20 protein-coding genes and 1 tRNA gene are annotated in these 23,387 nt (G+C 65.5%); 12 read left to right on the top strand and 9 right to left on the bottom strand.

All coding sequences use genetic code 11. From position 1 onward, the window contains the following. Positions 1-84: 84 nt before the first annotated feature. From ACFZAI_RS01790 to ACFZAI_RS01770, 5 genes are all read left to right on the top strand, one after another. A complete protein-coding gene (locus ACFZAI_RS01790) occupies positions 85-675 on the top strand; it encodes a hypothetical protein (protein WP_391565307.1) in 591 nt (196 codons plus the stop codon). Positions 676-786: 111 nt separating this feature from the next. Beyond that, entirely contained in the window at positions 787-1,452 is a 666-nt protein-coding gene (locus ACFZAI_RS01785) for an RNA polymerase sigma factor (RefSeq protein WP_391565306.1), read from the top strand. Between the two features lie 2 nt (positions 1,453-1,454). Further along, positions 1,455-2,063: a hypothetical protein gene (locus ACFZAI_RS01780; protein WP_391565305.1), complete on the top strand. Its 609-nt coding sequence runs from the start codon at positions 1,455-1,457 to the stop codon at positions 2,061-2,063. Between the two features lie 8 nt (positions 2,064-2,071). Then, on the top strand, positions 2,072-3,589 hold the full coding sequence (locus tag ACFZAI_RS01775) for a caspase family protein (protein WP_391565304.1): 1,518 nt from the start codon (positions 2,072-2,074) through the stop codon (positions 3,587-3,589). 62 nt (positions 3,590-3,651) lie between these two features. Continuing rightward, positions 3,652-4,041 (top strand): hypothetical protein, encoded by a 390-nt coding sequence (locus ACFZAI_RS01770; RefSeq protein WP_391565303.1) that lies wholly within the window; start codon positions 3,652-3,654, stop codon positions 4,039-4,041. 35 nt (positions 4,042-4,076) lie between these two features. On the opposite strand, the gene ACFZAI_RS01765 is transcribed toward ACFZAI_RS01770, so the two are convergent. The 5 genes from ACFZAI_RS01765 to ACFZAI_RS01745 are packed head-to-tail and all read right to left on the bottom strand — an operon-like array spanning position 4,077 to position 8,714. Continuing rightward, positions 4,077-5,282: an acetyl-CoA C-acyltransferase gene (locus tag ACFZAI_RS01765; protein WP_391565302.1), complete on the bottom strand. Its 1,206-nt coding sequence runs from the start codon at positions 5,280-5,282 to the stop codon at positions 4,077-4,079. A gap of 16 nt (positions 5,283-5,298) precedes the next feature. Next, positions 5,299-6,876, bottom strand: coding sequence for an aldehyde dehydrogenase family protein (locus ACFZAI_RS01760; RefSeq protein WP_391565301.1), 1,578 nt, complete (start codon positions 6,874-6,876; stop codon positions 5,299-5,301). A gap of 19 nt (positions 6,877-6,895) precedes the next feature. Then, on the bottom strand, positions 6,896-7,357 hold the full coding sequence (locus ACFZAI_RS01755; RefSeq protein ID WP_391565300.1) for an acyl-CoA thioesterase: 462 nt from the start codon (positions 7,355-7,357) through the stop codon (positions 6,896-6,898). Further along, positions 7,354-8,229: an SDR family NAD(P)-dependent oxidoreductase gene (locus ACFZAI_RS01750; protein ID WP_391565299.1), complete on the bottom strand. Its 876-nt coding sequence runs from the start codon at positions 8,227-8,229 to the stop codon at positions 7,354-7,356. Before ACFZAI_RS01750 ends, ACFZAI_RS01755 begins: the two co-directional genes overlap by 4 nt. A 5-nt stretch (positions 8,230-8,234) precedes the next feature. Beyond that, positions 8,235-8,714 (bottom strand): MaoC family dehydratase, encoded by a 480-nt coding sequence (locus tag ACFZAI_RS01745; RefSeq protein ID WP_391565298.1) that lies wholly within the window; start codon positions 8,712-8,714, stop codon positions 8,235-8,237. Between the two features lie 237 nt (positions 8,715-8,951). Here ACFZAI_RS01745 and ACFZAI_RS01740 point away from each other — a divergent pair, with 237 nt between their 5' ends. Beyond that, positions 8,952-9,593: a TetR/AcrR family transcriptional regulator gene (locus ACFZAI_RS01740; RefSeq protein WP_346552884.1), complete on the top strand. Its 642-nt coding sequence runs from the start codon at positions 8,952-8,954 to the stop codon at positions 9,591-9,593. Between the two features lie 116 nt (positions 9,594-9,709). On the opposite strand, the gene ACFZAI_RS01735 is transcribed toward ACFZAI_RS01740, so the two are convergent. Continuing rightward, positions 9,710-11,332 carry an AMP-binding protein gene (locus tag ACFZAI_RS01735; RefSeq protein WP_391565297.1) on the bottom strand — a complete coding sequence of 541 codons (1,623 nt, stop codon included), beginning with the start codon at positions 11,330-11,332 and terminating at the stop codon, positions 9,710-9,712. 171 nt (positions 11,333-11,503) lie between these two features. Here ACFZAI_RS01735 and ACFZAI_RS01730 point away from each other — a divergent pair, with 171 nt between their 5' ends. The 6 genes from ACFZAI_RS01730 (at position 11,504) to ACFZAI_RS01705 (ending at position 20,410) form a co-directional block, all read left to right on the top strand. Further along, positions 11,504-12,235, top strand: a complete 732-nt coding sequence (locus ACFZAI_RS01730) for an enoyl-CoA hydratase/isomerase family protein (RefSeq protein ID WP_391565296.1) — start codon at positions 11,504-11,506, stop codon at positions 12,233-12,235. A gap of 93 nt (positions 12,236-12,328) precedes the next feature. Further along, the gene (locus ACFZAI_RS01725; RefSeq protein ID WP_391565295.1) at positions 12,329-13,537 is read left to right on the top strand and encodes an ABC transporter substrate-binding protein; all 1,209 of its coding nucleotides are present in this window, start codon (positions 12,329-12,331) and stop codon (positions 13,535-13,537) included. A gap of 226 nt (positions 13,538-13,763) precedes the next feature. Then, positions 13,764-15,863: a PhoX family protein gene (locus tag ACFZAI_RS01720; RefSeq protein ID WP_391565294.1), complete on the top strand. Its 2,100-nt coding sequence runs from the start codon at positions 13,764-13,766 to the stop codon at positions 15,861-15,863. Positions 15,864-16,089: 226 nt separating this feature from the next. After that, the gene (locus ACFZAI_RS01715; RefSeq protein ID WP_391565293.1) at positions 16,090-16,590 is read left to right on the top strand and encodes an ankyrin repeat domain-containing protein; all 501 of its coding nucleotides are present in this window, start codon (positions 16,090-16,092) and stop codon (positions 16,588-16,590) included. 251 nt (positions 16,591-16,841) lie between these two features. Next, positions 16,842-19,292: a TonB-dependent siderophore receptor gene (locus tag ACFZAI_RS01710; protein ID WP_391565292.1), complete on the top strand. Its 2,451-nt coding sequence runs from the start codon at positions 16,842-16,844 to the stop codon at positions 19,290-19,292. Between the two features lie 89 nt (positions 19,293-19,381). Continuing rightward, the gene (locus ACFZAI_RS01705; protein WP_391565291.1) at positions 19,382-20,410 is read left to right on the top strand and encodes an RNA methyltransferase; all 1,029 of its coding nucleotides are present in this window, start codon (positions 19,382-19,384) and stop codon (positions 20,408-20,410) included. A gap of 173 nt (positions 20,411-20,583) precedes the next feature. On the opposite strand, the gene ACFZAI_RS01700 is transcribed toward ACFZAI_RS01705, so the two are convergent. The 3 genes from ACFZAI_RS01700 to ACFZAI_RS01690 all read right to left on the bottom strand — a co-directional run bounded on the left by ACFZAI_RS01700 (position 20,584) and on the right by ACFZAI_RS01690 (position 23,281). After that, positions 20,584-20,660, bottom strand: a tRNA-Pro gene (locus ACFZAI_RS01700). A 278-nt stretch (positions 20,661-20,938) separates the two neighbouring features. Then, positions 20,939-21,904 (bottom strand): octaprenyl diphosphate synthase, encoded by a 966-nt coding sequence (ispB, locus tag ACFZAI_RS01695; RefSeq protein WP_391565290.1) that lies wholly within the window; start codon positions 21,902-21,904, stop codon positions 20,939-20,941. 201 nt (positions 21,905-22,105) lie between these two features. Next, on the bottom strand, positions 22,106-23,281 hold the full coding sequence (locus ACFZAI_RS01690) for a fumarylacetoacetate hydrolase family protein (protein ID WP_391565289.1): 1,176 nt from the start codon (positions 23,279-23,281) through the stop codon (positions 22,106-22,108). Positions 23,282-23,387 lie beyond the last annotated feature (106 nt).

The following is a 23,387-nucleotide window of genomic DNA, read 5'->3' as shown; positions in this document are numbered from 1 at the left end:
TCAACGAAAAATAAATCGAACCTTTTTCGCCGCCATGCATAGCTAGGGGTACAGGCACCCTGCCACAACCAATAAGGAAAGACCATGCAAGAAGCGAAAGAGCCGCGCGACGTACTGACCCAGGCCAAGGCGCACGGCGCCCGCTGGGCGACCCTCTTCGTCCAGCGCGTGAACCGGGGCGACGCCGTGGGCGCCGTCCTGTTCCTGCTGGCCACCACGATGTTCTCGGTGATCTCCGTGCGCATGATGGGTTCGAACGCCAGCTTGAGCTTTTACGACCTGCTGCGCTTGCAGAATGGCGGCAATGTGCAGGGCGCGATGGCCGGTCAGGGCTCGGGCGCCGGCATCTACGCGCTGCTGTGGCTGCTGGCGGTGGTCGGACCGTTGCTGCCGTCGCTGTTGAACCATCGCGCCGGCCGTCTGGGCTATTTCGCCCCGCTTATCTTGTGGGGCATCGCGCTGGCCGGTGTGGTGTCGCAAGTGCGTGAAGTGATGAATGCCACGCGCCAGTTCGCCGGTTTCATGGGCAATTCGCGCGCCAGCCGCAACCTGGCGGGCGACATGGCATCGAACCTGTGGAACAGCATGAGCTTCGGTTTTGGCTTCTACCTGTCGCTGGCGATTGTCATTGCGTTTACCGTCCGCGGCGTCGCCGTGCTGCGGCGCCGCGCTTGATTTTCCGCCCCTGCACGGCTAAGGTGCCGCAGCCCTCGCCCCGGAGGGCTGCGGCATTTTCCGCCGATGGGCTGACGTTCCGCGTCCAGTTCGACACCAAGAATCTGAACCATGAACACGCTCGATCCCAAGCGCTACGTCATCAACAACGTCGACGCGCTGCTGCGCATCATGCATGCCGACCCGCGCTACGCGCTGGACTTCCGCAACAAGGCCGAGCAGCACATCACGCTGAAGCTGCGCAAGAAGTTCTTCAACACCTCGCCGGAAGGCGTGGTGGACGCCTTCAATAATGCGCTGATGAAGTTCCTGCAAACGCGCACGTTCAAGGACGAAGGCTTCCAGCATGGCCAGCCGCCTGGCGGCTGGGCCGCGCATGAGCTCGCGGTCAGCAAGCTGGGCGGTTACCTGTATCGGGGGTCGCTGCACGAGCTGATCCAGATGCATCGGCGCACGCGGCACGAAGTGCGCTGGACCGGGCCGGATGGTGACGGCGGGCTCGACGACACGGCCTTTGACGATGCGGAAGACGTGGGCGACCCATCGCCCTTTGCCGACCCGGCGCACGCCTACGAACACCTGTCGATCGTCAAGCGCATGCGCGACTGCCTGAACAAACTCAGCGATACGCTGCGCGCCACGATGTTCCTGTATCTGGACGAAGTCCCCATGGAACAGATCGCCAAGCAGCAGGACCTGCACGTGCCAACCGTCAAGAGCCGCCTGCATGCCGCACGCAAGCTCGTGGCCGAGTGCACGCGCAAAGGAATGGACTGATCATGTCTGAAGACCGAGTGCTGTCCTATTTGTCGGGCGAGCTCGACGATGACGCCCGCCGCGCCTTCGAAGCCCACATGGCGCGCGACCCCGCGCTGCACGCCGAAGTCGAAGAATGGCGCACCCTGGCCCAAGCGCGCCAGCTGGCGCACAACGAGATCGGCCAGGCCGGGCGCGACGCCGCGTTTCTGCGGGCGCTGGCCGAACGCCCGCAACCCGCACAAGCTGTGCCCTCGCGCGCGCGCCGGCTGTGGCAATGGCTATGGCCCACGCCCGCCAGCCCGCTGATGCCGCTGGGCTGGGCGCTGGCGATCATGTTGTCGGTCATCGTGGTGCAACAAGCTCCGCTTGACGTCGCCGCGCCGGACGGCGTGCTGACGCGTGGCGGCGGCTCCTGCCCACGGCTGGTCGTGGACCTGCCTGACACGCTGACCGCCAAACAGCTGCGCAACACCTTGTCCCAGTACGACGTGTCGATTGTGGACGGCCCCGATGCCGATGGCCGCTACGTGCTGAGCGCCGCGCGCGAATCGTCGTTGCAGGATGCCGCCCACGCGCTGGGGGTGCTGTCCGCTACCGCCGGCCCGGCCGGCGTTTGCCCCCGTCCATAAGGCCCGGTATGAAGACGAATCCGTTTCCGATTGCGATGCCGCCGGTGATGCCGCCGACGTTGCCTTTATCGCGCCGGCGGCTGCTTGCCGCCATGCTGGGCGCGGGGCTGTTGCCGTTGCAGGCGGGGGTGTTGGCCAACCCGGCCGCGGCAGACTCGCCCGCTGCCGCAGCCAACCCCGCAGCCAAATTTGCCCCGACATCCGCCCCAACAGCCGCACCTGCCAAGCACCGCTACGCGCTGGTCATTGGCAACGCCCGCTACGCGGTGCCGGCCAACGCGCTGGTCAACCCGGTCAACGACGCGCGCTTGATTGCCGAGTCGCTGCGCAAGCGGCAGTTCGACGTCACGCTGCTGACCGACCTGACCACCGCGCAAATGGAAGACGCCGTCGATGAGTTCGCCACGCGCGCAACGGGCGCCGATCTGGCGCTGGTGTATTTCGCCGGCCATGCGGTGGCGGTGGACGATGTGAACTATCTGTTTGGCGTGGACCTGGCGCTGCCGTTGGGCGAAGTCCGCATCCGCACCGCGCAGCAAAGCTCGCTGAGCCTGAAGCGCGTGTCGCAAGCCATGCGCCGCGCCAACGTGCGCGCCCGGCTGATGGTGCTGGACGCCTGCCGCACGAATCTGACACGCGGCGCGCCCTCGGCGGGCCTGGTTCACACCGTGCCGGCAGGCGGTGAACTGATCGCGTTTTCCACGCAGCCCGGCGCCACGGCCGAAGACGGCTTTGGCAGCGACGGCCCGCGCCATAGCCCCTACGCGTATTACTTCGCGCAGGGCTTGGACGAGCTGCCCGCCTCCGCCCCGGTCGAGAATTTCTTCAAGCAGCTGACGGGCGACGTTCAAGTCGCCACCGCTTACCGCCAGATTCCGCACTACGCCAGCAGCCTCGTCGGCACGGTCACGTTCACGACGCTGGCCGACGGGCAGACGCCCGCGGTGCCGGGCGGCAAGCCCGGGCAAGCCGGCCGCGGCCCGTCGCCCACGCTGGGCCGCGACTTGATCAAGGCGCGCATGAGCGCGTGGGAATTCGAAATTGAACGGGGCGCGAAATACCTGGACGAGCCCCGCCTGGCCTCGCTGCAAGCGCGCGCCAAAGCCGGTGACGTGGTCGCCATGACCACGCTGGGCCTCATCGCCGAAAACGGCGAACACGTAGAGCAGGACTACAAGGCGGCGGCCCGCTGGTATCAGCGCGCCGCCGACCAGGGCTTTGCCCCCGCGCAAACGTACCTGGGCGAACTGACCGGCATGGGCCGGGGCGTGCCCAAGAATTACAACGTGGCCGAGCGCCTGTTCCGTGAAGCCGCGGAAGCCGGCCACCGCCGCGCCGCGCTGGATCTGCTGGACGTGCGCGCGCGCATGGGCGAACCCATGGACCCGCGCGAATGGATGACCGTGCTGCAAGACGCTGCGCTCAACCCGCTGGGCATGCCCGCACCCGGCATGCCGCAGATACAGGGGCTGCCCGATATGCCCTGGATACGCGCGCCCGCCATGCGTACGCCCGGCCGGCCCTGAACTCGTCGGCGCGGCGCACTTCGGCTAGGATGGAGCACTTGTCCCCGTCAAAGGAAACTGCCATGCCCTTGATGAAGCATCTGGCCTGCGCCGCCGCGCTGGCCTTGTCGCTGCCCTTGGCCGCGCACGCCGAAACCGTCACGCTGCAAGCCGCCAGCGCCACCCCCAGCGCCGACCCGCACACGGGCGCCCGCGTCGTCGACGTGGCCTTGAAACCCGAAAGCCAAAAAGCCCTGGCCGACTTCACGCGCAACCGCGTGGGCAAACGCATTCAGCTGCGTTCGAATGGCGTGCTGCTCACGTCCGCCACCTTGAAAAGCCCGCTGGAAGGCGACAGCTTTCGCATCACGGCGGGCGAACACGGTTTTGCCGGCAAGAGCGCCGAAGAGATTGCGCAAGGCATCATGAAAGACGGCGGCCTGACCGTGGACGACGAGAACACGGCCAAGTAGCGCTTGCAGTCAACGCTGGCAGGCGCGCAGCGGATTCAGTTCGTGATTTCGAACAAGCCCGCCGCGCCCATGCCGCCCCCCACGCACATCGTCACCACCGCGTAGCGCACGCCGCGCCGGCGGCCTTCGATCAGCGCATGCCCCGCCATGCGCGCGCCTGACATGCCATAAGGATGGCCGATAGCAATGGCGCCGCCGTTCACGTTCAGGCGATCGTCCGGAATGCCGAGCTGGTCGCGGCAGTACAGCACCTGGCAGGCAAAGGCCTCGTTCAATTCCCACAAGCCGATGTCGTCGATCTTCAGTCCGTGCCGCGCCAGCAAGCGCGGCACGGCATGCACGGGGCCGATGCCCATTTCCTCGGGGCCGCAACCGGCTACCGCCATGCCCCGGTACGTGCCCAATGGCGTCAACCCGCGCCGGCGCGCCTCGGCCGCGTCCATGATGACGCAAGCCGACGCGCCATCCGACAACTGCGACGAATTGCCCGCCGTGATGTGTTCCCCGGTCTGAAGCCGCTGGCCGTTCTTGAACACCGGTTGCAGCTTCGCCAGACTTTCCAGCGACGTGTCCGGGCGGTTGCCTTCGTCGCGCGCCAACGTCACGGCTTGCGCTGAAGTCTGCCCCGTGGCGCGGTCAGTCACTTGCATCACGGCGGCAAGCGGCACGATCTCGTCATCGAAACGCCCCGCAGCTTGCGCGGCGGCCGTGCGCTGTTGCGAACGCAGCGCGTAAGCGTCTTGCGCGGCGCGCGGAATGCCGTAGCGGCTGGCCACGATCTCGGCCGTCTCCAGCATGCTCATGAAGATTTCGGGTTGCTCGCGCATCAGGGCGTCATCAAACCAGCGGTGGCGGTTCATCGTGTCGTTCTGCACCAGCGAGATCGATTCCAGCCCGCCCGCCACCACGATATTCATCCCTTCCTGCGTGACTTGCCGCGCCGCCGTGGCAATGGCCATCAAGCCGGACGCGCACTGGCGGTCCAGCGTCATGGCGGCCACGTGCGCGGGCAAGCCGGCGCGCAATGCGGCCTGGCGCGCCACATTCATGTGGGTCGTGCCTTGCTGCAAGGCCGCGCCCAGAATCACATCTTCGACCTCGCCGGGCGCAATGCCCGCGCGCGCCACCGCGTGCGAAATTGCATGCCCGCCCAAGGTGGGTGCGGTGGTGTCGTTGAATGCCCCGCGATAAGCGCGCCCAATCGGCGTGCGCGCGGTGGAAACGATGACGGCTTCTCTCATGATGGGGTCCTGTGACTTAGCGATGCCAGACGGTGTGGCTTTGTTCTCGTGCGAATTGGGCGACGTAGTACGGCCCCAGGCCGCCCTTGCCGGTCATGCCTGAACCCTTCCAGCCGCAAAACGTCTGGATGCCCGGCCACGCGCCGGTCGTCGCGCCGCTGGCCCGGTTCACGTACAGCGCGCCGGCTTGGGCGCGATGCAAGAACAGGTCGATCTCGTCCTGCTCTTGCGCGTAGCAGCCCGCCGTCAGGCCGTAGTCGACGTTGTTGCCGTCATCGATCGCGGCATGCAGGTCGGTAAACGGCAGCACGGAGACGAAGGGCAGGAACAGTTCCTTACGATTCAAGCGGTGCTCGGCAGGCAACCCGGCCGCCACCGCAGGACGCACGTAGTGGCCATAGGCCAGTTCGCCCGCGCTCAAGCGGCGGCCCCCGGCCAGCAGCTGGCCCGCCGCGCTGACGTCTTCGCACGCCGTGCGGTAGCGCCGCCAGGCGGCTTCATCAATCAGCGGCCCCATGAACACGCTGCGCTCGCGCGGGTCGCCCACGGATACGGCTTCGGTGGCGGCGCACAACCGTTGCAAGAAGGCGTCGTGCACGGACGCGTGCGCATAGACCTTCGAGCCCGCCGAACACTTTTGCCCTTGCAGCCCGAAGGCCGATCGCACCACGCCTTGCACCGCCACATCCAGGTCGGCGCTGGCCGTGACGTAGGTGGGGTTCTTGCCGCCCATCTCGGCAATCACGGGCCGCGCATGGCGGCCTTGGGCAACGGTTTGCAGCAAGTCCATGCCTACTTCCAGGCTGCCGGTGAAGGCATAGCCGTCCACGTCGGCGTGATGCGCCAGGATGGCGCCGGTCTGCGCGCCGCCGAAAACGCCGTTCACGCAACCCGATGGCACACCTGCCGCATCGCAGGCGCTAAGCAGTAGCGCGCCCGTCAACGCGGCGCGCGGCGATGGCTTGTAGACGACCGCATTGCCCGCCAGCAAGGCCGCGCACACCATGTTCACCGACAAGGCCAAGGGAAAATTGAACGGCGCGATCACGGCGAAGACGCCGTAGGGGCGCAACACATCGTGCGTGCTTTCATTGTCGAAGGCGCGCGCAAGCGGCTGGCGGTAGCCGTCGCTGCGTTCGGCCTGATCGCAGTAGTAGCGGATCAGGTCCACGGCTTCTTCCGCTTCACCCAGCGCTTCCATGCGCGACTTGCCGATTTCGATCATCGTCGCCATGGCGAAGTCGTACTTGCGTTCGGACAGCACCATCGCCAACCGCCGCAATACCGCGATGCGCGCCGTCCAGCCTTGCGCGGCCCAGGCCGGCTGCGCGTGTCGCGCGCATGCGATGGCCTGATCGACCGTGTCTGCGCCCGCGTTGGGAAAGCGGCCGATCAGCAACCAGTGATCAATCGGCGAATACGATTCTTGCAACGGCTCGCCCGCCACGGCGCGTCCATCGAAGCGATGGCGGTAATCCAGGCCCAGCATGCGCGATTCAAAATCCGGCAGGCGCTGGTCCAGCACGTTGTGCACCGCTGAAAAGTCGGTGTGGATGTTCGAGTACGTGACGCGAGGCAGGGTGTGGTCGATCACAGCAGCTCCGGGGCGGCGTTCAGGCCGAGGCGCGCACCAGCGGTTCCAGCGCGCGCCGCAAGGCCGGCGGCAATTCGACGGGCCGGCTGCTGGCGCGGTCGACATAGGCGTGGGTGTAGCTGCCTTGGGCGGCGGCGCTGTCGTCGTCGCCGCGGAACAACGCGAATTCGTACGTCACGCTGGTGCGGCCCAGGCGGCCTACGCGCAGGCCCAGCACAACGCGGTCGGGAAATGACACCGGGCGGAAGTACGAGGTCTGGCTGTGCACCACCAGGCCAATCACGTCGCTTTTTTCCAGGTCCAGCACGCCCAGTTCGACAAGCGTCTGGTTGACGGCCGTATCAAAGTATTCGTTGTAGACCACGTTGTTCATGTGGCCGTACACGTCGATATCGCGCAGCCGTATGGTCATGGGCAGCAAGCGCGGGTAGTCGGCGCGCGCGTGCGGCGCGGCGCGTTGGGGTTGGGGTTGGCCGCTCATGCCGCCTCCTGCGCGCGCTTCAAAATGCGCGCCACGTGCGCCAGGCCTTCGGGCGGCTCGATCGGGTGAGCCAGGCTGGCGATCTCGTCAAAGTGCGCCGCGATGTTTTCAGGCGTGCGTTCGCCTTCAGGGAAATACATGCCCGCGCTTTCAACGATGGCCAGGCGCGCGTAGGTGCCCGCGCCCGCCAGCAACGCCGTGCGGCTGGGCGCGCCCTCGGCCACCAGGAACAAGGCGGCGGGCGTGACGAACGCCGGGTCCAGCGCCCGCAACGCGTCCGCATCAAACATCTCGGCCGTCATGCGGGTGGCGGCGGTGGGCACGAGCGCGTTGACGTGGATGCCGTGCTTTTGCCCTTCCAGATGCAGCACGTTCATCAAGCCCACCACACCCGCCTTCGCCGCGCCGTAGTTCGACTGCCCAAAGTTGCCGTACATGCCGGACGTGGAGGTCGTCATCAGGATGCGGCCATAGCGCTGCTCTCGCATGATCGGCCACACGGCGCGCGCGCAATTCGCCGAGCCCAGCAGGTGCACGTCGACCACCGCGTTGAAGTCATCGGCGCTCATCTTGGCGAAGGTCTTGTCGCGCAGGATGCCGGCGTTGTTGATCAGGATGTCGACGCGGCCCCAGGCGTTCATGGCGCGCGCCACCATGGCGTCCACGTTGGCGCTGTCGCACACGTTGCCGTCGTCAGCAACCGCTTGGCCGCCCGCCGCCACGATCTCGTCCACCACGGCTTGCGCCGCGCCGCCAAAGTCGTTGACCACAACGCGGCAGCCGCGCGCGGCCAGTTGCAACGCATGGCTGCGGCCCAGGCCTTGGCCCGCGCCCGTCACGATGGCGACGCGTTCATCGAAGCGAATGTTCATGGATGTCATCCTTGAAGAATGGTCATGGTGATCCAGTCGGCCACCAGCGCGGGACGCGCGGCGCCCTCGATCTCGACGGTGACGGCGTACCGGGTGGTGAATTCACGCGCATTGCGCGGCGTGAATTCGCTCAACACAAAGCGGCCCCGCACGCGCGCGCCCACCGGCACCGGCGTCAGGAAGCGGACTTTGTCGAAACCGTAGTTGATGCCGATGGCGCCCTCGAACGCGGGCAACACGTTCTGGCTCAAGGCCGTCAATAACGACAACGACAAAAAGCCATGCGCGATGGGTCCGCCAAAGGCGCTTTCGCGTGCGGCGCGCGCGGGGTCCACATGGATGAACTGATGGTCATCGGTGGCGTCGGCAAACAGATCCACCTGCGCCTGCGAAATGGTCACCCATTCCGACACGCCGATTTCCTGCGACACCTGATCGGCCAGGGCTTGGGGGCTTGCAGGTGCTTGAACAAGGTCTGTGGTCATGGGCTGCTGGGAGTCGAATGCGAGGGGGATGGCAGGCGGAAAGGCCAACGGGCCATGGGCCATGGAGCCAAAAACATACCGAGTAGTATAAACTTCGATTTTCTGATTTGTACAGCCATTCGGCCACACGGACGAGGCCGCACCCCACCACCCATTCAGGCTAGGGGCTCGGCCATGTACACGCGGGCAATTGGCTAAACTGGCGCTTTGCCGTAACGCATGGATGGAGGAAGGCGCATGAAGGGGGAACCTACGGTGACGGCTGCACGCGATGACGGCATGGGCAACATTGAACTGCTGACCGCGGCGGCTGAATGCTTCATGGAGCAAGGGTTCCACGCATCCAGCATTGACGACGTCGCCCGCCGGCTGGGGGCTACCAAGGGCCGCGTCTACCACTACTACCGGTCCAAGACCGATCTGTTCTTCGACGTGCACCGCGAAGGCATGCGGCGCAACTTCGAAGCCGTGCGCCCGGTCATGAAGGAGAAAGGCACGGCCGCCCACCGGCTGGCGCTGATGCTCAAGCACCACGCGCTGTCGATGATGGAGAACCTGGCCTTCGAGACGGTGGTGGTGCAAGGCGTGCATATGCATCGCCTGGGCGCGACCACCCCGGCCCAGCGCCAGACGCTGGCCGAACTGATGACCATCCGCGATGACTTCGAAGCGCTGTTTAAGCGCGTGGCGTACGAAGGCGTGGAAGATGGCTCGCTGGCCATCGACGACGTTTCCGTTGCGGTGAAGGCGGCGCTGGGCGCCATCAACTGGCTGGCCGTGTGGTATCGCCCGCGCCTGGGCGAAACGCGCGATGACCGCGAGATTCTGGCGGGCAAGGTGGTTCACACCATCATCGCGGGCTTGGGCACACGCGCCTGACGGCAGCACGGCGCGCTTTTCGTCAAAGCGCGCCGCTCGCCATCGATCTCCGGGCAGCGATCCGGCCAGCGATCTCCGGCCATCGATCTCCGCCCATCACTGTCCGGGCAGCGGCTTCAGGCCAGCCGCTCTCGGCGCAACCGTATCCCCGCCGCGTCGCGGTCCCACGTGCCATCGGCCAGCCCTTCGCTGCGCAGCACATGCTTTTGCAGCTTGCCGCTGGCGGTTTTCGGCAGTTCTTCCACCACCCGCACATAGCGCGGCACCATGTAATGCGGCACGCGTTCGGCCAGCCAGTTCACCAGCGCGCCCGGTTCGATTTCCGCGCCGTCCACCGCCGTCACCACCGCCAGCACTTCGTCTTCGCTATGTTCACTGGGAACCGCCACGGCAACCGCTTCGCGCACAGCGGGATGCGCGCAGATTTCTCCTTCCAGCTCGAACGACGAGATGTTTTCGCCCCGCCGGCGGATGACGTCTTTCAGGCGGTCCACGAAAAAGAACGTGCCGTCTTCGTCGCGCCGGAACGCGTCGCCCGTGTGGAACCAGCCGTTGCGCATGGACGCGGCGGTGGCTTCGGGGTTGCGGTAGTAGCCCGAGAACAGCGCCCAGGGCCGATGCGAGCGGATCAGCAGTTCGCCCACCTGGCCGTCTGGCACCGCGCGGTCTTGCGCGTCGCCCACGCGCAGTTCAAACCAGGGGCGGGGCTTGCCGCAGCGCCCGGCTTCGGTCAGCCCGGGGCCGGCGCTTAAGGGGCTGGCGATCTCGGTCATGTTGTAGACCGTGTAGAGGTCCACGCCAAAGCGCGTCTTGAACGCCGGCGCGTCTTCGCCAAACGGCACGATGAACGCCTTCTTCAAGGGGTGTTCGCGGTCACGCGGCGACGGCGGCTGCTTCAGCAAAAAGTTCGCCATGACGCCCAGCAGCAGCACCACCGTGCTCTCGGTGTCGCGTATGGCGTCCCAGAATTCGGCGGTGCGGAACTCCGGCACCATGGCGATCGACCCGCCATAGGCCAGCATCGCGTACACGTAGAGCGTGCTGCCGCAGTGGAAGATAGGGCCTGCGATCATGCAGCGGTCATCCGGCGTGATGCAGTCAAACGCGTCCGGCCCCATGGTGTAGATCTGCACGTAGGACGTGACGACACCCTTGGACAGCCCGGTAGTGCCGGACGTGTACATGATGGATTGGGTATCCCAAGGTTCGATCGGCGTTTCGGTGGCCAACAAGTCCGCCCCTGGTTCGCCGGACGCATCCACCAGCGCGGCAAACGACACGCCTGCGGGCGCCGCAGGGGAAGCGTCCCCTTCGCCCGTCAGCAGCACGCGGCGTAGCGCCCCCGGCGACAGCTCCTGCAACCGCCCGACCAGCGCGCGGTGCGCGAGCATCAGCCGCGCCTGCGCGTTTTCCAGCACATGTTCCAGCGGCCGGCCGCGCAAAGCGGTATTCAGCGGCACATACACCGCGCCCAGGTAATTGATGGCGAACCAGTTGGCCAGCAGTTCAGGGCCGTTGCCCATCCAGCACAGCACGCGGTCGCCCTGCTTGACGCCTTCGCGCCGCAGCGTAGCCGCACGGCGGCGAACCTGCGCCAGCGTTTGGGCATACGTCCATGTGGGTCCCCCATGGAAACGGACGAAGATTCTGTCCGGTATCTTTTTCGCCTGGCTTTCCAGCAGATAGCGCAACACGCACGCCTGGCGGTCGGGAACGGCCGCCCGAGCCTCGTCGTTCATCAACTGTCTCCTCGCTTTGTTATTTCGCTTATTTTTCATGACTTTTCCGCCGCCATCCAGCGTGGGCAGATGCGGACTTACCCGCACACCCCCTGCCAGACGACGTGCGGAGTCTTGCGACTTTCAACATACTTGGTAGTATATCCACGAAATAAACCTGAAGGACAGCGGATGAGCATGGTTTCAATTGAGCGTGACGACGGCGTGGCGGTGGTGCGTTACGACCGGGGCGGCAAGGCCAACGCGCTGAATCTGGCGGCTATCGAAGCGTTGATCGACGCCGCGCACGAGTTGGCGCGCGATGACCGCATCCGCGCCGTGGTGCTGACCGGCACGTCCGCCCTTTTCTGCGCGGGCATCGACTTGAAAGACCCCGCGCTCTGGCAGCACGGCGACCCCTTGGCCACGCAACGCGCGCTGGCGCGCGGCGAAGCGCTATGCCGCGCCTGGAGCGAGCTGCCGCAACTGACCATCGCCGCCATCGAGGGCGCGGCGGTGGGCGGTGGCGCGGTGCTGGCGCTGGCGTGCGACTGGCGCGTGCTGGGCGCCGATGCGTTTCTGCGTTTGCCGGAAGTGCGCCTGGGACTGCCGCTAGCCTGGGGCGGGCTGCCGCGCCTGGCCAGCCTGGTCGGCCCGGCACGCGCAAAACGGGCGCTGTTCACGGACTTGCAACTGGATGCCGGCACGGCCGAAACCTGGGGCCTGGCCGACCGCGTCGCCCCTACGGGTGCAGCCGTCCACGCCGCCACGGCGCTGGCGCGGGACGCCGCCGCCTGCCCGACGCTGGCGCTGCGCTTGACCAAGCGCGCCATCGACGCCCAATTCGACGCAAGCCCCCTCGCGCACGCGCAGACCGATCAATTCCTGTTGTGCCATTTGCTGTCCCCCGCTAAGGCGGTGTAGCGCCACCTTGTCGCTCCATCTCACCTTGTAGCTCCATCTTTAGATACGCCATTCAGACCCGGCTAGAACGGGCACCCATCCTGGAGGAAAGACATGAAACCACTGCTTAGCGCCCTGCTTGTGGCCGGCGCCTTCGCGCTGCCCGCTGCGCACGCGCAATCCGACAAGCCCATCCGCATCGGTGTTCTGACCGACCTGTCCGGCATGAACGCCGACCTGTCCGGCCCGGGCTCGGTGGAAGCCGCCCGCATGGCGGTGGAGGACTTCGGGCCGACCGTGCTGGGCCGCAAGATTGAAGTCATCGTCAGCGATCACCAGAACAAGGCCGACGTGGGTTCGGCCACCGCGCGCCGCTGGATCGACCAGGACAACGTGAAGGCCATCGTGGATGTGCCGACGTCTTCCGTTGCGCTGGCCGTGCAAGAGATCACGCGCACCGCCAACATCGCGTTCCTGGCCTCCACCGCCGGCACGTCGGACCTGACGGGCAAGGCGTGCTCGGCGTCGACCGCGCAATGGACCTACGACACTTACGCACTGGCCAACGGCACCGGCCGCGCGCTGACCGAATCCGGCATCAAGAAGTGGTATTTCCTGACGGCCGATTACGCGTTCGGCCACGCCTTGCAGGCCGACACCGAAAACGCCGTGAAGCAGGCGGGCGGGCAGACTTTGGGCGCGGTCAAACACCCGCGCGCATCGAACGATTTTTCGTCATTCCTGCTGCAAGCGCAGGCTTCCAAAGCCGAGATCGTGGCGCTGGCCAATTCGTCGGGCGACACCACCATGGCGATCAAGCAAGCCAATGAATTCGGCCTGATCAAAGGCGGCCAGAAGCTGGCCGGCCTGCTGATGTTCATCACCGATGTCGATGGCGTGGGGCTGGACCAGGCGCAAGGGCTGGTGCTGACAACCGGCTTTTACTGGGACATGGACGACCGCACGCGCGACTGGAGCAAGCGCTACGCCGAGCGCATGAAGGGCCGCGTGCCGACGATGGCGCAAGCGGGCGTGTATTCGTCGGTGCTGACCTTTCTGAAGGCCGTGCAGGAAAGCGGCAAGCTGGAAGGCGATGCCGTGATGAAGCAGATTCGCGGCATGAAGATCGACGACATGTTCGCGCGCAACGCCTATCTGCGCGAAGATGGCCGGCTGGTGCACGACATGTACCTGGTCGAAGTGAAGAAGCCGTCGGAATCGAAAGCGCGCTGGGACTACTACAAGATTCTGCGCACCATTCCGGGCGACAACGCCTTCCGCCCGCTGAATCAGGGCGGCTGCCCGCTGGTGGCTGCGAAGTAGCCCGCCCTTCTTTCGCGCGCAAGCCCGACAACAGGCCGGCCCGTGCAAACGGCGCCGGCCTTTGACTTGGCGCGCGCCATCGCGTGGCGGCGTGCGTGCCGCGCCCGCAGCCCATCACCCCATCGTCAAATCTTCCACGCATTCAGCTGACTGTCATTAACCTTTCATTTGCGACTTCTAGCATTGCTCGTCCCTTCAAGGCACAGCCCCCCAGCCAGGAATCCAAATGAGCAAATCCATTTCCGACAAGACCGTCCGCAACCCCAGCCAGAACAGCCCGTTCAGCGACATTCTGGAAAAGAACATGTCGCGCCGCATGGTGATGCGCGGCGGTCTGGCGGCCGCCTTCGCCACCATGACCTCGCTGGGTCTGGCCGGCTGTAACAGCAGCGACGATGATGACGATATCGTGGACGGCGGCACGCCCCCGACGCAACCGCCCGAAGTACCGGGTGGCGGCACCGAGCCGCCCGCCGCGCTGAAACTGGGTTTCGAATCGCTGCCCAACTCGATGACCGACGGCTGCGTCGTGCCCAACGGCTACGTCGCCCACGTGTTCGCGCCCTGGGGCACGCCGCTGAACGACAACGCCCTGCCCTGGGACCAGAACGGCAACAACTCGTCGAACGACCTGCTCAACTCGATGGGCATGCATCACGACGGCATGCACTTCTTCCCGATTGAAGGCAGCTCCACCGAAGGCCTGCTGGCCATCAACCACGAATACATCGACCCGGCCGCGCTGCACCCGAACGGCCCCACCACCGTTGCCGGCAAGCGCCCCGCCGAAGAAGTGCGCAAGGAAATCAACGCGCACGGCGTGGCCATCGTCCACGTGCGCCGCGAGAATGGCCGCTGGAACATCGTCAACAATTCGCGCTTCAACCGCCGCTTCACGTCGGCCACCGCCATGAAAATTGCCGGCCCCATCGCCGGCACGGATTGGGTGAAGACGCCGTTCTCGCCCAACGGCACGCAAGTGCGCGGCACCAACAACAACTGCGGCAACGGCTACACGCCGTGGGGCACCTACATCACCGCCGAAGAAAACTGGGCGGCCTGCTTTGTGAACACCGGCACGCGCCCCGCGCATCAAATCCGCGTGGGCGTGTCTTCAGGCCCCACTGGCCGCTACCAATGGGAAACCGCGGAAGGCGACGCGACGGAAGTGCTGGGCGAATTCGCACGCTTCAACGTCACGGAAACCGGCGCCAGCGCCACGCAAGACTGGCGCAATGAAGTCAACGGCTTCGGCTATCTGGTTGAGATCGACCCCTACGACCCCGCCAGCATCGCCACCAAGCGCACGTCGATGGGCCGCTTCGCCCACGAAGGCTGCGCCTACAGCAAGCCCGAAGCCGGCAAGCCGCTGGCCTTCTACAGCGGCGACGATTCGCGCTTTGAATACATCTACCGCTTCGTGTCCGACGCCGTGTGGGACCCGAAGGACGCCGAGCGCACCGACCGCCTGGCCGTGGGCGCCAAGTACCTGGACAAGGGCACGCTGTACGTCGCGCGCTTTAACGAAGACGGCACGGGCGAATGGCTGCCGCTGGTCGGCGCCACCAAGGGCGCGGGCGGCCGCACGCTGGCCGATGAATTCGGCGGCCCGGACGCCATCCTGATCAACACGCGCGGCGCCGCCGACTTCGTGGGCGCCACCCCGATGGACCGCCCCGAGTGGACGGCCACGCACCCGACCAACGGCGACATCTACCTGACGCTGACGAACAACAGCAGCCGCAACGCCGCCAGCGGCACCAACCCGCCCAACCCGCGCCTGAACAACGTCAACGGCCACATCATCCGCTGGCACGACGAAGCGGGCTCGACCAAGTTCGAGTGGGACATCTTCGTCTTCGGTTCGAACGCCGCCGCCAACGCCGACACCAACCGCTCGGGCCTGACCACGCTGAACCAGCTGGCCAGCCCCGACGGCCTGGGCTTCGACCCCCGCGGAATCCTGTGGATTCAAACCGACAACGGCATCGATGGCGGCCGCAACAACGACGTAGCCCGCGCCACCAACGACCAGATGCTGGCCGTGATCCCCGGGTCGCTGGCCGACAGCACCGGCACCGGCCCGGCCATCAACGCGTCGAACCAGGCCGACCTGCGCCGCTTCTTCGTTGGCCCCAACGAAGCCGAAGTCACCGGTTTCGCCTTCACGCCGGACTACACCAGCATCTTCCTGAACATCCAGCACCCGGTGAACTGGCCGGCGTATGGCACGGATGATGCAACGGTTGCGTCGACGGGCACCGTGCGCCCGCGCTCATCCACCGTGGTGATCCAGCGCGCCGATGGCGGGCCGATCGGGGTGTAACCCACACGACCGCCCTTCAGAAAGAGAAGCCGCCGCAAGGCGGTTTTTCTTCGGACGCGGCCGCTGGGCCAGAGGGCCACCGGAATGCGCCGCGGTCCAGCGCGACCCAGCGCGACCCAGCGCGATCTGAAGCGCGCCATTCAAACGGGGCAAGCCGCCAGGCGCCGCGGACACCCGGCACCGTGTATCGTTCGCGTACCTGCTTTCCCTGACACTCACCTGCCTTATGACTCCAGACCAACAACTCCTGCACGCGGCAAGCAAGAACGACACCGTGGCCATCGAACAGGCGCTTGCGCTGGGCGCGTCCGTCGACACCCGCAACGACTTCGGCGGCACCGCGCTGTTCTGCGCCGCCACAGACGGCGCGGCCGATGCCGTCCGCGTCTTGCTCGCCCACGGCGCCAAGCTATCCAGCCGCGCCGGCCACGGGCTGACCGCGCTGCATCAAGCCGCGAGCTGGGACCGCGAAGCCGTGGTCGCCTTGCTGCTGGAGGCGGGCGCCGACGTAGACGCTGTCATGGATGATGGCGGCACGCCGTTGATGGCTGCCGCGGCCCGCGGCAATCTGAAGATCGCGCAGCTCCTGCTCGCCCACGGCGCGCAAGCGGACCTGCGCGACAACGAAGGCTGGAACGCCTGGGCCTGGGCCACCGAAAAAGGCGCCGACGAGCTGGCCGACCTTCTGGAAGAGGCAGGCGCGGAACCCGCATTCCCGGGGGAGTAATCGGAAAGGTGGTGGCTGGGCCGGTGTTTGGGCGGATGGCTGGGCTGATGGCTGGGCTGATGTTGGGGCTAATGTCTGGGCCAGTATCTGGGCCAGTGTCTTAGCCCGTCGCTCAGCCAGCATTTCAGCCGTTCTCTCTGAGGGAACTCCGCACATTTACATTTGAGGCGAACAAAAGCTGATCCGTTTTTGAATCTCGGGGGTCATGAGGGGTAAGCACCCATTCCTCTTGCTCTCCCGAAAGGTCACCCATGCATGTCGCCCTGGCGTCACGACGCCTCGCCTCTCCTGCTTTGCAGCGCTCGCTCCATGCCACGACGTTGAAGGCCGCCCTGTTGGCCGCCTTCGTCGCCGCGCCGGTCTTGCTGGCCCCCACCGCCGTTCACGCCCAGCCGCAAACGCGCAGCTACGCGATTCCCGGCGGCCCGTTGGGTGACGTGCTGGGCCGTTATGGCCGCGCTGCCGGTATCGTGCTGTCGTTCCGCCCGGAACTGACCGAAGGACGCCAAAGCCCGGGGCTGAACGGCAGCTACACCGTCGACGGCGGCCTGAATGCGCTGCTGGCCGGCTCCGGCCTGCAAGCGGTGCCGCAATCGGGCGGCAGCTACGTGCTGAACCGCCAGCCCAGCGCCAGCGACGGCACGGCCACGCTGCCCGCCGTCACCGTGACGGGCGCATCGCAATACGACCTGCCCGAACCGTACGCGGGCGGCCAGGTCGCGCGCGGCGGCGGCCTGGGCGCGCTGGGCAATGTCGATGTCATGGACACGCCGTTCAGCACCACCAACTACACCTCGCAGATGCTTGAAGACCAGCAGGCCCGCACGCTGGCCGACGTCGTCGTCAATGAATCGTCCGTGCGCGTCATGACGTCCACCAGCAGCTTCAGCGAAGACTTCCAGATTCGCGGCTACAACGTCGCAAGCGGCGACGTGGGCTTGAACGGCCTGTACGGCCTGACGTCGGCCAACCGCATGCCCGCCGCGTTGATGGAGCGCGTCGAAGTGCTGAAGGGCCCGGGCACGCTGATGTACGGCATCAGCCCCAACGGCGCTATCGGCGGCAACATCAACATTGTCACCAAACGCGCTGGCGACACGCCGCTGACCCGCCTGACCACCACCTACGAAAGCAAGTCCGTGCTGGGCGCGCATCTGGACATGGGCCGCCGCTTTGGCGAAGAGAACCAATGGGGTATCCGCTTCAATGGCGTGTACCGCAACGGCGACACCAGCCTGGACGGCGGCCGCAACAAGTTCGGCCTGGGCGCGCTGGCGTTGGACTACCGCTCGCCCACGCTGCGCTGGACGCTGGACACCTATTCGCAACGCGAAAACGTCGACAACTTCCGCGCGCAAACGGGCTTCAAGCCGGGCATTGAAAACATTCCGGCCGCCCCGTCTGGCCACCGCGCCATCTACGACGGCGCCAACCTGATGTCGCGCGACTCAACCATTGCCTCGCGCCTGGAATACGACATCTCGGATCACCTGATGGTGTACGCGGCGGGCGGCTATCGCTATGGCGCGAGCGAGCAAGATTTTCCGTCAGCGCGCACCACCGACGCCGTCGACGCGCTGGGCAACTTCCGCGTCATCAACGCCTGGTACGACGCGTACTCGCGCAACAAAACCGGCGAGATCGGCGCGCGCGCCAACTTCGATACGTTCGGCATCAAGCACCGCGTGAGCGTGTCAGGCTCGATCCTGAAGACGGAAGCGGGCAGCTTCTACCTGTCGGCCCCGTTGAGCCAGAAGATCGACTCCAACATCTACAACCCGTCGCCGTTGATTCCGATGACGGGCGACCGCCAATCGCCCACCAAGAACTCGGAAACGACGTTGTCCAGCCTCTCGCTGACCGACACGCTGTCGTTCGCCAACGAACGCGTGCTGATCACCGGCGGCTTGCGCAAGCAGCAAGTGAAAGCCGAGAACTTCAACGCGGCTGGCGCCGTCACATCCTCGTATGACGAAGGCGCCATCTCTCCGCTGGCCGGCATCGTCGTGCGGCCGCTGGAAAACGTCTCGGTCTACGGCAACTTCACCTCGGGCCTGACCCGGGGCGGCACCGCACCCGTCGGCACCGCCAACGTCGGCGAAGTCTTCGCCCCGTACAAGTCCAAGCAGTACGAGGCGGGCGTGAAGGTCGATTGGGGCACCGCCATCACCACCGTGTCGGTCTTCCAGATCGACCGCCCGAACGCCATGACCGACCCGGTCAGCAACGTCTACAGCTTTGACGGCGAGCAACGCAACCGCGGACTGGAACTGTCGGCCGTCGGCGAAGTCACCCCCGGCCTGCGCCTGATGGCCAGCGCCACGTTCTACGACGCCAAGCTGCAACGCACGGCAGGCGGCGTGAACCAGGGCAACAACGCCAACGGCGTGCCCAAGCGCACGTTCAACCTGGGCGCGGACTGGGACCTGCCCTGGGTGCCGGGCTTAAGCGTCAACGCCCGCGCCATCCACACGGCCGCCACCCCCTACAACGCGGAAAACACGCTGACGCTGCCGTCATGGACCCGGTATGACATCGGTGCGCGGTATCGCACACAGATCATGGGCAAAAATGTCACGTTCCGCGCCAACGTAGAGAATTTGTTCAATAAGGACTATTGGCTGTCGAGCAGCACGCTGCTGACGGTGGGCACGGTGGCGGCGCCCCGCACAGTGTTGTTGTCGGCGCAGATTGAGTTTTAAGCGCGTTTAGCTAAAAGCGCCGCTGCGGATCACCACGTAGCCCGGGGTTGGCAGATTGCCCATACCGGGCGGAGTAAAATCCGCTCCCCATGCGCTTTTCTGACTTCGAACTCCGCCTCGCGGCCCTTGGCGCCCAGCCCGCACATCGCGGCCGGGTTGTGCGCGCCTGGCTGAGCGGGCAAGCGTTCGATAGCGACACATGGCGGCGGCGCTTCGACAACTTCCTGCCGCTGGCCGTGCGTGATGCGCTGCCCGCGCTGACGATGGAGCTGGACGGCCTTGCCCGCATCCACGCCGAACATGCGGGCAACGACGGCTCGCGCCTGCTCCTGTCGCTGGCCGACAGCCAGATGGTGGAAAGCGTGCTGCTGCCGCGCGACGGGCTCTGTGTGTCTACGCAGGTCGGCTGCGCGGTGGGCTGTCTTTTTTGCATGACGGGCAAGAGCGGCCTGATCCGCCAAGTCACCAGCATGGAAATCCTTGCCCAGTTTGTGCTGGCGCGCCGTCTGCGCGCGGTGAAAAAAGTGGTCTTCATGGGCATGGGCGAACCGGCGCACAACCTCACCAACGTGCTCGAAGCCATCGACTTGCTCGGCACCGAAGGCAACATCGGCCACAAAAACCTGGTCTTCTCCACCGTGGGTGACCGGCGCGTGTTCGAGGCCTTGCCGCAACAACGCGTCAAACCCGCGCTGGCGCTGTCGCTGCATACGACCAAGGCCGATCTGCGCCGGCGCCTGCTGCCACGCGCGCCGCACATCTCGCCGGAAGAACTGGTTGAGCTGGGTGAAGCCTATGCGCGTGAGACCGGCTACCCGGTGCAGTACCAGTGGACGCTGCTCAAGGGCGTGAATGACGGCGACGACGAACTCGACGCGATCCCGCGCCTGCTCAAGGGCAAGTTCGGCGTGCTCAACGTCATTCCCTTCAATAGCCTGGAAGGGGATGAGTACGAACGCCCCGATACGGAACGCATCCGCGAGATTGTCCGCACCCTGCACCGCCGCGGCGTGCTGACCAAGATCAGGAACAGCGCCGGACAAGACGTGGAAGGTGGCTGTGGCCAGCTGCGCGCGCGCGCCGTGGGCGCGGAGCAAGTGATCGAACTGCGCCGCTGATCGGCTGGGTTAAGGTGGCTAGCCGTTTAGCGCTTCCGTCAGGACGTTGCCCGTAATCAACGATCAACGATCAACAATGACAGCGCAAACGCAAAAAAGCCGGCCCGCTTGCGCGATACCGGCTTTCAGCTAAAAGTGTCGGGAAACACTTTCAAGAATTCGACCACATCAAGTGGTCGGGGCGAGAGGATTCGAACCTCCGACTCCTGCGTCCCGAACGCAGTACTCTACCAGGCTGAGCTACGCCCCGAGTCTTACTACTGGAGTATCACCGCTGAGATATTGCTACCCCGAGCATTGCTACTCTAACTACCTGCTCGGCTACGCTCAGTGCAACCAAACATCTTTCGCTGATGAATCTGAAAGGCATCTGCCAATCAACAGCGACCGCTATTAGAACCTAAATTCAGTTTTTTTGAAAATCGGGTTTTTCAACCGAACTTCCAAGCCCTGATTTGGTTGTGATCTAGTGCGCTCTTTGGCTTTTCAACCAGGGGTTTTAAGCCCGGCCCCAAACCTTAGTTCGCGCTAGCGATCTCTATTCACCGCGAAAGCGCAGAATTCTAGCAGAGAATTCAGGAAAGGGGAAACGGGGTAGATCGACAGGGCTTCGCGGGCACGGTCGGCTTCGGCTACGGCGGCCTGGCGGGCGTGTTCCAACGCGTCCGTGGCTTGAATTGCGGCAGCCACGGCGACGAAGTCGGCGTCGCCGGTCTTGATGGCGTCGCGGATCAATTGCTGCTGTTCCGGGGTGCCCACTTCCATCACGCGGATCAGCGGCAGGGTCGGCTTGCCTTCGCGCAGGTCGTCGCCCACGTTCTTGCCCAGCGCGGCGGCGTCGCCGCTGTAGTCCAGCACGTCGTCCACCAATTGGAACGCGGTGCCGACGTGGCGGCCGTAAGCGGCGGCGGCGGCTTCCTGTTCGGGGGTGGCGCCCGCCAGCACGGCGCCGACTTGGGCGGCGGCTTCGAACAGCTTGGCGGTTTTGTAGCGCACGACTTGCAGGTAGCGTTCTTGCGAGACGTCCGGGTCGTGCACGTTCAGGAGTTGCAGCACTTCGCCTTCGGCGATGACAGTGGTGGCTTCGGACAGGATGCTCATGATGCGCATCGAGTCGGCTTCCACCATCATTTCGAAGGAACGGGAATACAGGTAGTCGCCAACCAGCACGCTGGCGGCGTTGCCGAAGACGGCGTTGGCGGTCTCGCGGCCGCGGCGCAAGTCGGATTCGTCCACCACGTCGTCATGCAGCAAGGTGGCCGTGTGGATGAATTCCACCACGGCGGCCAGCAGTTGGTGATGCGTGCCTTCGTAACCGAGCGCGCGCGCCACCATCAGCACCATGGCCGGGCGCATGCGCTTGCCGCCCGCGCCAATGATGTAGTCGCCAATCGTGCGGATCAGAACCACATCCGAATTCAGCCGATCGCGGATGACCGCGTCGACAGCCTTCATATCGTCAGCAATGGGGGCAATAAGCGCGGGGAGATTCAAGACGTATCCGACAAGTGAAACGAGCCGCGTGGGGGCTCTTACCGCTGGGCCCGCCAGAAGCGGCGGGGGATTCGACCAGCGATTATACGGGGTGTTCAGGAGCGGGACGCAGGGCAAGACGCCGGGGCGGGACGCTGGCGTCCCCCGGCACTTCGCCTGCCTGGCCCCCCTATTCCCCGCCCGGCTTCCAGCGGCCTGGACTTATGCCGCTGGCGCTTTCGGGAACACGCCGCGCTCGGCCAGGTTGGCGTACAGCGCACGCACGCCAAACGTCCAGGGCGCAATCTCGGTAGACAGCTGCACGTCGTTCACCAGCGCGCCGATGCGGTCGGACGCGATGACGACGCGGTCGCCCAGCTTGTGCGTGAAGCCGGTGCCGGGGCCTTTGCGGTCCTGGCTGGGAGAGAACATCGTGCCCAGGAACAGCATGAAGCCGTCGGGATATTGATGGTGCGCGCCGCAAGCCTGGCGCACCAGGTCGAGCGGGTCGCGGCTGATTTCGCGCATGTGGCTCACGCCGTCGAGTTCAAAGCCGTCCTTGCCTTCGATGCGCAAGGACACATCCGCCTGGCGCACGCTATCCATCGTAAAGGCGTCGTCGAACAGCCGGATGAAGGGGCCGATGGCGCAAGAGCCGTTGTTGTCCTTGGCCTTGGTCAGCAGCAAGGCGCTGCGGCCTTCGATGTCGCGCAGGTTGACGTCGTTGCCCAAGGTGGCGCCCACGACTTCGCCGCGGCTGTCCACCGCCAGCACGATTTCGGGTTCGGGGTTGTTCCACTGGGACTCGGGCAGCACGCCGATCTGCGCGCCAAACCCCACCGACGCCATGGCGGGCGTCTTGGAGAAGACTTCGGCGTCGGGCCCGATGCCCACTTCCAGGTATTGCGACCACTGGCCGCGGTCAACCAGTTCAGTCTTCAGCTTGGCGGCCTCGGGCGAGCCAGGGCGCAAGCGGGACAGGTCCGACCCAATCAGCGCCTGCATCCGCACGCGGATCTCGTCAGCGCGGCTGGCGTCGCCGCCCGCCTCTTCTTCGATCATGCGTTCCAGAAGGCTGATGGCGAACGTGACGCCCGCCGCCTTGATGGGTTGCAGATCGCACGGGGCCAGCAGGCGCGGCCCGCCGCCGCCTTGCAGGGTGGCGGCCATCAAGGCCCGCACATCGCCCAGCGATTCTCCTTCGGCGCTTGCCGCGAACGCCACGCGATCAGGGCGATCCAGCAAGTCCGACACGGTGGGCACAGCGGCGGTGATGTCGAAGACTTCGCCGTTGCGCACCACCACCACGCTGGGGCCATTGACCGGCGCCGGACGCCATACCCGACCCACGAGCAACGCCCGCGCCAAGTCGGAAGGCAGAGTGATTCCTTCGTTCATGTGTCTCCTCGCTGTATGCCCTCTGGGCGGCACTCAAATGATGTGCGACGAGTCTAGGGGAATCCATTTATCATGTCCAACATTATGAATTCTAGTCCAATATATT

It is taken from the genome of Achromobacter sp. NPDC008082 (assembly GCF_042957345.1).
In the GTDB taxonomy this organism is placed as follows: Bacteria; Pseudomonadota; Gammaproteobacteria; order Burkholderiales; family Burkholderiaceae_B; genus Achromobacter; species Achromobacter kerstersii_A.
This window is presented reverse-complemented; position numbering and strand designations above follow the sequence as displayed.